Source organism: Chryseobacterium sp. FR054 (assembly GCF_056844565.1).
The window spans coordinates 369756-381062 of sequence record NZ_JBXDSA010000003.1 but is presented as its reverse complement, the minus strand read 5'-3'; the positions used below and the strand labels follow the sequence as shown (position 1 = coordinate 381062).

The following is an 11307-nucleotide window of genomic DNA, read 5'->3' as shown; positions in this document are numbered from 1 at the left end:
TCGTGCATCAGGGGACAATACCCGGTGAACGGAATAAAATTATAAACCAATGAAAAAACTAACCATATTAAGCGGTGCGGGAATCAGCGCCGAAAGCGGAATAAAAACATTCAGAGACGGAGACGGGCTCTGGGAAAATCATAATATAACAGAGGTGGCAAGCCCTGAAGGATGGAAAAAAGACCCTGCGCTTGTACTGGAGTTCTACAACCAAAGGAGACGCCAGCTGCATGAAGTGGAACCCAATGATGCCCACCATTTAATTGCTGAACTCGAAAAACATTTTGAAGTTCAGATCATTACCCAGAATATCGATGACCTTCATGAAAGGGCAGGATCTACCAACATCCTTCATATTCATGGTGAACTGTTCAAATCATGCTCATGCAATGATAAAAGTCTGATCTATGAACAGAAACACGATATTAATATAGGTGATAAAGCGGAAGACGGAGCGCAGCTGAGACCGTTTATCGTATGGTTTGGAGAAGAAGTTCCCATGTTTCAAAAGGCACAGGAAATCGTAAAAGAAACAGACATCCTTCTCGTAATCGGAACGTCTCTGCGGGTAGCTCCGGCAGCCGGGCTGGTTGATGATATTAAGGACGACTGTCTTCTGATTGTTATCAATCCCAAAGAAACAGGGTTTGGGTACGGACAGAGAGCGGTAGTCATGAAAGAAACCGCAACCCGGGGAATGAAGCTTCTGTTTGACAAGCTGGTTAATTTAGCATAATGGAAAATACAGTAAAAGCAGGCATTCTGGGGCTTTGTATCGGAGATGCGCTGGGAGTTCCTGTGGAATTTAAAAAGAGAGAGGATTTAAAGAAATCCCCGGTGTCCGGATACCTGGAGTATATGTCCTGGAACCAGCCTAAAGGTACCTGGAGTGATGACAGTTCCCTGACCTTGTGCCTTGCTGATGAATTAACCAAAGGCTATGACCTTGAAAAAATAGGGCAGAGCTTTGTAAAATGGAATAAATACGGCCACTGGACAGCCCATGGAAAACTTTTCGATATAGGAGGAACTACCAGGCATTCAATCGCAAGACTGATTAAAGGGGAAAGCGCAAGGTTTTCCGGAAATATTTTTGAAGAAGATAACGGAAACGGCTCACTGATGAGAATCCTTCCTTTGGCATTTTATCTTAAAGATGAAGAAAATATTGAAAAATTATATCAGACGGTAAAAGAAGTGTCATCCATTACCCATGCTCATTTCCGGTCGGTTTTTGCATGCTTTATCTATGTAGTTTTTACACTTCAGCTGATAAAAGGAAAAACTAAAAAAGAAGCATATGGTTATACCCGGGAATTAGTCTTGAAACATGCAGAATTACAGGGCTTTAATCCTGTTGAGGTCGGGCTTTTTAGAAGGATTTTAAAAAATGATATTTCCGCCTTTTCTGAAGCCAAAATCAGAAGCAGCGGATACGTCCTCCACAGTCTGGAAGCCTCATTATGGTGTTTCCTGAATTCGAAAAGCTATTCCGAAGCCGTTCTGAAAGCCGTAAACCTGGGAGAAGATACAGATACCACAGCAGCCATTACCGGAGGAATGGCAGGTATTTATTATGGATTTGAAAATATTCCGCAGGAATGGATTGATGAACTGGTGCGTAAAGATGACATTACCGCTTTATGCGACAAACTGGAACATAAATATTTTCAACAGTATAATGATTAAGAACAAAAGTTATGAACGAAATAGAAAAGAAAAGAATAAGTAAATTTTTGAGCCTTATTTTGAGGCATCAGCCGGATATTATTCAGCTCAAACTGGATGAAAACGGATGGGCAGATATAGAAGAGCTGAGGACGAAATCAGCGATGAGAAAAGTCTACTTCACCTTTGAAGAACTGGATGAGATGGTTGAAACCAACAATAAAAAACGTTTTGCCTTCAATGAAGATAAAACAAGGATCAGAGCCAGCCAGGGACATTCCATTGATATTGACCTGGGCGTTGAACCACAAAGCCCGCCTGATTATCTGTACCACGGAACGGCGGAAGCCAATATTGCCTCAATCCTGGAAAAAGGGATTGAAAAAAGAAACCGTCAGCATGTACACTTAAGCGCTGATAAAGAGACGGCTACAAAGGTTGGAATGAGACACGGAAAACCTGTTATTCTGACCATCAGAACCGGGAAAATGCATGAAGACGGAATACTCTTCTATCGTTCTGCAAACGGAGTCTGGCTGACAGACTTTGTAGAGGCCAGATACATTTCAAAATAATAAAGCAGGTTTCTGCAGCTAAACAATTGATTAAAAAAATGAGCAGAACACTTGCCATTGGCGACATTCACGGTGGGTTGAGGGCTTTACACCAGGTATTTGAACGGGCTGAGGTTTCGGTAAATGACCGGCTGATCTTTCTGGGAGATTATGTAGACGGGTGGAGCGAATCCTCCGGGGTAATCAGTTTTCTGATAGAACTTTCCCGAAAGCAGGAATGTATCTTTATCAGAGGAAATCACGATGCCTGGTGCGAAGACTGGATTGCTTTCGGAAATGATCCGGATATATGGCTTTTCAATGGAGGAAAAAGCACCGTGGAAAGCTATAAAAACTATTCTTTGGAAGAGCTGGAGGTTCATCTTGAATTTTTTCAAAAGATGAAAAATTTTCATATTGATGAAAAGAACCGCCTGTTTATCCATGCCGGATATTCCTCCATGCACGGTCCTGAAAAAGAAGTCTATTCCAGCAATTATCATTGGGACAGAACCCTTTGGGAAACCGCTGTTTCAATGGATGCCAGACTGGAAAAGAACTCTGAGCTGTATCCTAAAAGACTACTGTTGTACCACGAAATCTTTATTGGCCACACCCCGACTCTATATATCGGAAGCAAAGAACCCGTCAATAAAGCTAACGTTTGGAACCTTGATACAGGCGCTGCTTTTACAGGTGCCCTGACCCTGTTGGATATTGATACCAAAGAATTCTGGCAGAGCGATCCGCTGACATCTTTATACCCGGACGAAAAAGGAAGGAACTAATGATTACTGTACTCTTTAAAAAGCGGTGAAAAATTTATTTTAAAATATAGAACCCAGCCTCACAGACTTCAAAATCTGTGAGGTTTCTTTTTTCCAATAATTTTAGAACCTGTTTAAATTTCTAAATTTGATTTGTATCATATTCAAATCTTTATCTAAATCACATTCTTTGAGTATTTATTGATTAAAAGATAATATAAAAATTGTTTAAACTTTTGTGACTTTTGACTACGTCGAACCTCCGGTTTGTGGTTGAATAAAAAAGTTTAAATAGCTTTATGATAATAACTTTTCTGAAGCAAAGGATTTCATTTTTGAAACTGCTGATTTTAGAGCGCAAAGAGTAGAATCAACGGAGTTTGATTCGATGAAGCGGGCGTTTTAGCTGTTAGTTTCATCAGCGACGAAGTCGCATCCCTTTGCACGCTTAATAAGGCGGAATTATTCATCAACTTTGCGTTAAATTTTTTAATCAAAAAACAATTCAAATATGATCTATTGAGTTGGGTTAAAATAAAACTTCAACCGACTTTCTTCTCTGCTCAGCTCATTATCCGTAATTTTGAAGTCCAAATACTGCTTCAATGAAACTGTACTATCTCCTGTTGATCCTTAGCTGTTCCCTTCTGCCTGCTCAGAAAAGCTTCCCGACCCCTTATGAAAAAGGAAACGGAAACCAGACCGTTACCTATCCGGAAATGAATGATTATTACCAGGATCTGGCGAAAAATTTTAATACGGTTCAATACCTTAAAAAAGGAGAAGATGACAATGGAAAACCCATTTATGTAGTCCTGTACAATCCTTTTCCGGAAAAAGATATCGAAAAATTAAGAAAGGATAAAGCTGTTCTTTTCATTAATAATGGAATACATCCCGGAGAACCGGACGGAATAGACGCTACGATGATGCTGATCAGGGATCTGGCGGCAAAAAAAATAAAAACGCCCCGGAACTTTATTGTCGCTGCCATTTCTGCCTACAATATCAGCGGAATGCTGAACCGGGGTTCCCATTCAAGAGCCAATCAGAACGGGCCGGAGCAGTACGGTTTCAGAGGAAATGCACGGAACTATGATCTGAACCGTGATTTCATCAAAGCAGATTCCAGAAACGCCAGAAGTTTCCAGGAGATCTACCAATGGCTGAAACCGGATGTTTTCATCGATAATCATGTGAGTAACGGCGCGGATTATCAGTATACATTTACCTATATTTCTACATTTAAGGAACGTTTAGGAAATGTTTTGGGAGATTATTTTTATAAAAACTATCAGGCAGCCAACCTTGAAGATATGAAGAAGCTGGGATACGAAAGTACACCCTATGTGAATATTCACGGGGATGTTCCGGATATTGGCTTTGCAGCATTTGAAGATTCACCGAGATATTCTACCGGATACACTTCTCTGTTCAATTCACTGGGAACCGTACCCGAAACCCATATGCTTAAACCCTATGACAAAAGAGTGGATGCTACCTATAAATACATGCTGGTCAACCTTCAGAACCTGGACAGAGACTATAAGAAGATAAAACAGCTACGTATAGAGAATTTAAAGCAGTATAAAGCCGGAAAACCCTATGGAATCAGGTGGAAGATCGATTCAACCCGGTTTTCTACGATGGATTTCAAAGGATATGAAGGGAAATACAAACCCAGTGATATTTCCGGTAAACCAAGACTTTACTACGACAGAAACAAACCTTTTACAAAGAAAATAAAACTGTTTACCGAAGCAGTACCTACGGGATATATTACCATTCCGGAATATTATGTGATTCCCCAGGCTCAGTACAGGGTTCTTGAAGAGTTCAGAAGAAACCGGATTATGATGAAGCCCCTTCAGAAAGACAGTACCGTTACCGTAGAATCGTATAAGATCAAGGATTTCAAAACGGTAAAGAATCCTTATGAAGGACATTATCTGCACTTTGAGACTACCGTGGAAACTGCTAAAGAGAAACTCACTTTTTCAGCAGGAGATTATATTGTTCCTACTGATCAGCCTGGTGTGAAATATATTATAGAAACCCTTGAACCTGAAGCATTAGACTCCTTTTTCAACTGGAATTTTTTTGATGGGATCCTTGCACAGAAAGAATATTATTCAGCCTATATTTTTGAAGATACGGCCGCAGAACTTCTGAAGAATGACGGGCAGCTTAAAAAAGCTTTTGAGGCGCATAAAGCATCAGATAAAAAACTGGCAGAAGATGGAGAAGCCCAGCTTGACTGGATCTACAAACATTCACCCTATTTTGAGGGAAAAACATTCAGACAGTATCCTGTTTACAGAATTTTGTAATTAACAGGATCAAAAAAAAGACGTTCCATAGTAATGAAACGTCTTTTTTATTTATTTTGGAAGGCCTCTTTTAAGAGCGAGTTCTGCCCTTTTTATGGCTTTTTTCTCTTTCCAGTCCATATACTTTTTCTTGAAGTTCTTTTTCATTATATCATCAAACTTTCGCTGTACGGTAAGGTTCCATAATGAATGAGCCTTTACAGCCCATGATTTGTCCCAGGCTCTCAGAGAGATCGAGAAACTTCCGTCCAGATACTTCATCCAGTGCCACCATCCCGTAGGCATAAATAACGTATCACCATGCTCCAGGAAACATTCAATTCCTTCTACACCGTCAAGTGCCGGGAATTTGCTGAAGTCAGGATTTTCAATATCATAATCTTCCAGTGCATAGGTTGCATAGGGAATCTGGTAGAGCCTGTCTTTCCACTTATAATCGAAAAGAAGGATATGTTTTCTCCCGTTAAAATGAGTATGGAAGATATGCGCCATATCAATATCATAGTGAAGGAAGGTTACCGAACCTTTACCGCCGAAAAACATAGAGGGATATTTGTCCAGAAATCCTCCCATCAGATCTTTAGGCGAAATATAGTCCTGTAATAAATTTTTGGCATGTTTTATAGGGTCAAAGAAGAAAATCCTGAGGTCGGTAGGTTCTTTCTGAATAAGATCAATATAATCTCCGAACTTCATTTCAGCAGTAGGGGCATTGATCGGAGCTGCGGGATCAGCTTTTGAACTGTCATATAAAGGAACTGTTACGTCTCCTACCGTCTCCTTCATATATTCCATTGTCCATTTCTGATAAGCAGGCCATTTTTTTGCCATGTTTCTGATGACAACGGGCCTCCTGGGCTTAAGATATTTTGCGTAGAAATCTTCCTTAGAAATATCCTCCACAACATCTATAGGCTTTAAAATAATTCCCATCTTATAAATTTTATGTTACAAAATTATTAAATAAATATATATGAATCAGTGTTTAATTTTTTTTTAATCTATGATTCAAATCATTTTTAACTATTTAGACTAAATAAAAATACAATAACCGGCTCTCTCTTGTTCCGTTCAGGATCTTTCCCCTTTAATAAGACAATAATCTGTGCAGAAAAGTCACAGACATGGAAAAAATAATCTAACAGCCCAATGTAAAAATAATGTCGGCTTTTAAAGATTTAATATGCCGGAAGAATTATGATTAAAAAAATGAATATGGAAAATTTTTTTTAATCTAATGAGTATAAATGTTATAAAAGAATATTGCCGTCAAGTGGTTTTACAGTAAAAAGTAAATGTGCTATTTGAAATGTATTTATTTTATTTATGTACCTAAAAAAAGCAGCATAATTTGTTGGTTTTGTTGGGTATACAGGATTGTTTTTATTCCTATATTTGTGATATAACATGAATGAGAAAATCAGCAGAACACTTCAGGACTGCTTGCCTTAAGTGTATTTCTCCTTTTTGTTTTTATGATGCATCATCCGGCAAGGAATTCTATTCTAGACAAGACTTCTTGAGCCGGGAAAAATTATTTTTTAATCTATTAAAACAAAAATCATGACAAAGAAATTTTTATTTTCAGCCATGCTCGGTATATCCGTGATGGCGCTGGCACAGGTAAGAGCCGTATGGACTTCTACCTGTGGGGTGAAACATTATACTACGTTTCCGGATAGTTATACCTATCAGCAAATAGCAAGTGCAATTGCATCTATCAACGAAATAGAGTGTGGTACAAGACCGAATGTAATAATTAATCCTAACAATTAAACTATGATGATAGACAGAAACACCTCTGTCTATCATTTGTAAAAATATTTTATACTTATGCAGAAAATTTTGTCATTGGTTATATTTATTAACTTTATTATGGGCTTTAGCCAAAAAATTAATTTTAACTCATCTATTAAAGTCGAATACGATGCCAACTTAAAATTAGGAGAAAAATATCAGCATTCTCAAAAATTTGTTTTGATAGGAAATTCCCAGGATTATTATTTTGCTGCAGGGCAGAACTATTTGAACGATACCGGACAATATGAATCTAAAGGGATTGATACTAAGGCAATAAGTGATTATTTTCAGGAAAGATTAATCAGAAAAGATGGAATTACAAATGTATTTATAAATAATGCAGATACTAAAACAAGATATGAGGAAAATGTTGATTTACGTTGGGTGCTTTATGGAGATATTAAAATAATCAATGGCTCCAAATGCCAGATGGCAGCAACAAACAAATATGGAAGACGATGGATTGCTTATTTTTCTAAAGATTATTCTCAGTCTTTGGGACCATATAAGTTTACAGGTCTTCCGGGATTAATTTTTGAACTTTATGATACCAGAAATGATTATCATTTTACTCTTTCAAAAATTGAAAAGAATTCAGACGATTTCAATTTTAATCTTGGGGAATTTAAAAAATTCCCTAAAGACAAATATCTTAAAGCAAGATATAATATGGAATTTACAATGGCAAGGTTTCCTGACATGGATGCAGAACAAAATAAATATATGCAGGGCCTTTTGGAGAAATTGAAGAAAATGTACAATAATCCTCTAGAATTAAAACCTTTTGAATAGAAAATGCTTTAACGTCACTCATTATCAGGTAAGTAAATAACGAAGAAAGAATCTATAAAGTAAATTCTAGTGGCTAAAATTATTTTTTCAGGCTATTAATGAGTTCTTCAAGTTTAGAATTGAAGCTGTTTATGGTTTCCTTATCAGAAATATTGAAAATAATCAACCCTACGGAATTATCCTTATTGTCGAAAGTATTATTTGAAATTTCTAATTTCCTTTCATTATCAAATAGATCAAGAATACTGACTTTAAAGATTTCAGCCAGCTTTGGAATATACTGCGATTTGATATCCGTGGTCTCATTTTCCCAATTCGTGTATGTATTCCTGTCCAATCCAAGCATATCTGCAATTTCTTGCTGAGAAAGTTTTGTTTTGCTTCTTAATCTTTTAAGATTGGTTCCTACTCCCATAATAAAAGTTGTTTTATACAAATTTATACATTTAGCGATATAAAGAATAAAAAAACATACAAAATTTATCCTTCACCATTTCAGTTACAAAAAAATAACCAGGAAATAAAAAATATCACTAGATTTATAGTTTTAAAAAACAATTTAACCTTTAGCCTGAAAATACATCTTTAAAAAAGTGTAACAAAAAGCACAGGCGATAAACTAATTAGGCAAATAATAAACTATGAAAAGAAAGATCTCTTTATTTCTGATGCTTTTCTTTACCGTGCTGGCCATGGCACAGAGAACAGTTTCAGGAAAAATTACAGATGAGGACGGAACGGCTATTCCCAGTGCAAGTGTTACGGTGGAAGAGCCAGGCAAAGATGCTATTCTTGCATATGGGATCACCAATTCTAAAGGAGAATATAAGGTAACTTTCACTTCTTCAGAATCCAATGTAGACCTTAAAGTAAAGGCGTTCAACCAGAAATCACTGATTAAGCAGATCAGTAACAGCGACCAGACGCAGAATTTCAAAATGCAGTCTGAAGCAACAGAAATAAAAGAAGTACAGCTGAAAACAAAGATGATCACCGCAAGAGGAGACACCATTTCATATGATCTTAAAGCGTTCAGCAACCAGAACGACAGAACACTGGCCGACGTAATGAAAAAGATTCCGGGTATTGAAGTCAATAAAGACGGAACTATTCTTTACCAGGGAAATGCCATCAATAAATTCTATGTGAACGGTAAAGACCTGATGGAAGGAGGATACGGAACCATCAACAACTCCCTGCCGAAAGATGCCGTACAGAAAGTGGAAGTCCTTGAAAATCACCAGCCGGTAAAAATACTTCAGGATAAAGTGCCTTCCGATCAGGCAGCCATCAATATCAAACTGAAAAATTCCGTGACCATGACGGGAAGAGGAGAAGTAGGCTCCGGTTTCGGAGATCCGTGGCTTTGGAATGTAAAGCTTACCCCAATGTTTTTCGGACAGAAAAGCCAGTGGGTAGTCAACTATAAGACCAATAATATGGGCGAGCAGGTAGAAAATGAAGGAAATATCCTGGCATTCGGAAGCTCATGGGAAGGAAGAAGAATCAACGCATCCCAGAATGACTGGCTGAATGTAGAAAATGCCAGCACCCCGAATCTTCCGGTAAAAAGATACCTGATGAACAGTGTACATTATCTTTCCGCCAACTATCTCACCAATATTGATAAAAAGAAAGAGTGGGAACTGAAAGCTAATGCCAACTATACCAATAATGCCGTAGAAAGAGAGGATGTTACGGAAGAAATATTCAGCCCGAGAGACAACAGGCCGATGTCAACAATAGTAACAAGCACCAGAAATAACTTCTATACAGATAAACTGAAAGGAGAACTTATTTTTACAAAAAATGCCAAAAAAGGCTTCTTTAAAAATACAACCAGCTTCAGCCAGTTCTGGAATGGTGACCGCGCCGTAGCGACCAGAGTGGGAAGACTTGGAAACCAGGCGGTAGAATCCCCTACTTCTTCTTTTCAGAACTCGTTAAGTACCATTATTCCGTGGAAAGAAAAAATGGTTAATTTTAAATCCTATATCAGTTATCAGGATGACAGACAGACCCTGGAGGTTTCTCCTGCCAATTACCTTCAGGTATTATACAGAAACCCTGTGGTAGACTCTATCAAACCAATCATTTTTGCACCTGGTACATCCGTAATGCAGAGTATGAGGCTTAAAACATTGGAAACTTCCCATTCTGCCAATATCAGTTTTACCAAAAAAGGATGGACATTCACCCCACAGGTAGGACTTGATTTCTCATCCAAAAAGCTGAATACGGATTTTATGGGAACAGCTATTCCTAATCCGGATATTCCTGGAGATATCGCTCCGGTTTTTGATGGCCCGGAATATGAAAATAATCTGAGATTTACGGAATTCAACCCTTCAGGATCACTCGGAATCAACTATAAATCTGAATCATGGCTTTTATTTGCCAATCTTCCGGTGAACTTTAATACCATTAAAGCTGAAGATGACCTTAGAAATGTTCATAAATCTCTGAACAAAACAACTTTTACCCCTAATGCTTTTGTGCAGTATTCATTCGCTTCTTTCTGGAAAGCAAGCCTGAACGGTAATATCAGTAACAACTTCGGGGACGTTAAAACTGCCTATGCAGGATACACTCTTCTAAGCCCGGGAGGATTTAATGTAATGGATCCTAATAACCCGATTCCTCAGACCACTTCCAAAAGTGCCGGCTCAAGAATTGAATACAGGAATCCGTTGAATAATTTATTCTTCAATATCAATTTCACGATGAGTGACAGCAAAAGAAACCTTCTTGCATCGCCATTCCTGGATATCAATACGGGATTCACCTTAACGAGGTATAAAGAACAGGAAAACCATGCAAAAAGCACCAGGTTCGGAGCTGAGATAGGAAAATACTTCCCGAAATTCAAAACCAATATGTCGGTAAGTTACAGCAACACTTTATCAAAAGCAGACGCATTCCTTGACGAAACTCAGTATCTGAGCAAAAACAACTCACAGGCATACGGATTCAAACTGAATAATACCTATTTCAGCTGGATGAGTATAGATTATAACCTTAGTTTTTCCAGAAATAAACAGGATAACATAGGGCTGAACGACCGTGGCGGAAGATTAGGTGTAAATGAAGGCTTTAATCATAATCTGGGTGCTTACTTCTATCCGGTAGAAAACCATACCATCGGGTTCAGCTGGGATCAGGTGAATACAGGAGATGGTGAAAAGAAATACAACAATGCTTTTTATGACCTTTCCTACCAGTTCGCATGGTCTAAGAAAAAAATAGACTTTGAACTGAAATGGATGAATATTGCCAACAGAAAAGTATTTGAAACGTATAACATCAATCAGATTACGAACAGTGTTTCGTACACCAGGATACAGCTTCGCCCAAGCCAGGTAATGCTGAGTGTAAAATTCAATTTTAAATAAATGA

At 38.0% G+C, this 11307-nt stretch carries 10 protein-coding genes; 8 read left to right on the top strand and 2 right to left on the bottom strand.

Annotated elements, in window-relative coordinates; translation table 11 throughout:
- Positions 1 to 49 precede the first annotated feature (49 nt).
- From AC106S_RS14525 to AC106S_RS14505, 5 genes are all read left to right on the top strand, one after another.
- Positions 50 to 736 carry a Sir2 family NAD-dependent protein deacetylase gene (locus tag AC106S_RS14525; RefSeq protein ID WP_482440088.1) on the top strand — a complete coding sequence of 229 codons (687 nt, stop codon included), beginning with the start codon at positions 50 to 52 and terminating at the stop codon, positions 734 to 736.
- Positions 736 to 1689: an ADP-ribosylglycohydrolase family protein gene (locus tag AC106S_RS14520; RefSeq protein WP_482440087.1), complete on the top strand. Its 954-nt coding sequence runs from the start codon at positions 736 to 738 to the stop codon at positions 1687 to 1689. Before AC106S_RS14525 ends, AC106S_RS14520 begins: the two co-directional genes overlap by 1 nt.
- Before the next feature lie 11 nt (positions 1690 to 1700).
- On the top strand, positions 1701 to 2243 hold the full coding sequence (locus AC106S_RS14515) for an RNA 2'-phosphotransferase (RefSeq protein WP_482440085.1): 543 nt from the start codon (positions 1701 to 1703) through the stop codon (positions 2241 to 2243).
- A 38-nt stretch (positions 2244 to 2281) separates the two neighbouring features.
- Positions 2282 to 3010: a metallophosphoesterase gene (locus AC106S_RS14510; protein ID WP_482440083.1), complete on the top strand. Its 729-nt coding sequence runs from the start codon at positions 2282 to 2284 to the stop codon at positions 3008 to 3010.
- A gap of 584 nt (positions 3011 to 3594) precedes the next feature.
- Positions 3595 to 5319 (top strand): M14 family metallopeptidase, encoded by a 1725-nt coding sequence (locus AC106S_RS14505; RefSeq protein ID WP_482440081.1) that lies wholly within the window; start codon positions 3595 to 3597, stop codon positions 5317 to 5319.
- Positions 5320 to 5370: 51 nt separating this feature from the next.
- Here AC106S_RS14505 and AC106S_RS14500 read toward each other — a convergent pair whose 3' ends face one another.
- Entirely contained in the window at positions 5371 to 6252 is an 882-nt protein-coding gene (locus AC106S_RS14500; RefSeq protein ID WP_482440080.1) for a cupin-like domain-containing protein, read from the bottom strand.
- Between the two features lie 630 nt (positions 6253 to 6882).
- Between AC106S_RS14500 and AC106S_RS14495 the strand changes: the two genes are divergently transcribed.
- Together AC106S_RS14495 and AC106S_RS14490 are read left to right on the top strand one after the other, a co-directional pair.
- Entirely contained in the window at positions 6883 to 7095 is a 213-nt protein-coding gene (locus AC106S_RS14495; RefSeq protein ID WP_482440078.1) for a hypothetical protein, read from the top strand.
- 57 nt (positions 7096 to 7152) lie between these two features.
- Complete coding sequence (locus tag AC106S_RS14490; protein ID WP_482440077.1) at positions 7153 to 7911, top strand: GLPGLI family protein; 759 nt, start codon at positions 7153 to 7155, stop codon at positions 7909 to 7911.
- Positions 7912 to 7990: 79 nt separating this feature from the next.
- Here the strand turns inward: AC106S_RS14490 and AC106S_RS14485 are convergent, their stop codons facing one another.
- Positions 7991 to 8347, bottom strand: a complete 357-nt coding sequence (locus tag AC106S_RS14485; protein ID WP_482440076.1) for a helix-turn-helix domain-containing protein — start codon at positions 8345 to 8347, stop codon at positions 7991 to 7993.
- A gap of 205 nt (positions 8348 to 8552) precedes the next feature.
- Between AC106S_RS14485 and AC106S_RS14480 the strand changes: the two genes are divergently transcribed.
- Positions 8553 to 11303 carry a hypothetical protein gene (locus AC106S_RS14480; RefSeq protein ID WP_482440075.1) on the top strand — a complete coding sequence of 917 codons (2751 nt, stop codon included), beginning with the start codon at positions 8553 to 8555 and terminating at the stop codon, positions 11301 to 11303.
- The last annotated feature ends 4 nt before the right edge of the window (positions 11304 to 11307 follow it).

Bases quoted from the DNA above. Each gene is read 5' to 3' on its own strand.
- AC106S_RS14525 (WP_482440088.1), top strand. From the start codon at position 50: ATGAAAAAACTAACCATATTAAGCGGTGCGGGAATCAGCGCCGAAAGC.
- AC106S_RS14520 (WP_482440087.1), top strand. From the start codon at position 736: ATGGAAAATACAGTAAAAGCAGGCATTCTGGGGCTTTGTATCGGAGAT.
- AC106S_RS14515 (WP_482440085.1), top strand. From the start codon at position 1,701: ATGAACGAAATAGAAAAGAAAAGAATAAGTAAATTTTTGAGCCTTATT.
- AC106S_RS14510 (WP_482440083.1), top strand. From the start codon at position 2,282: ATGAGCAGAACACTTGCCATTGGCGACATTCACGGTGGGTTGAGGGCT.
- AC106S_RS14505 (WP_482440081.1), top strand. From the start codon at position 3,595: ATGAAACTGTACTATCTCCTGTTGATCCTTAGCTGTTCCCTTCTGCCT.
- AC106S_RS14500 (WP_482440080.1), bottom strand. From the start codon at position 6,252: ATGGGAATTATTTTAAAGCCTATAGATGTTGTGGAGGATATTTCTAAG.
- AC106S_RS14495 (WP_482440078.1), top strand. From the start codon at position 6,883: ATGACAAAGAAATTTTTATTTTCAGCCATGCTCGGTATATCCGTGATG.
- AC106S_RS14490 (WP_482440077.1), top strand. From the start codon at position 7,153: ATGCAGAAAATTTTGTCATTGGTTATATTTATTAACTTTATTATGGGC.
- AC106S_RS14480 (WP_482440075.1), top strand. From the start codon at position 8,553: ATGAAAAGAAAGATCTCTTTATTTCTGATGCTTTTCTTTACCGTGCTG.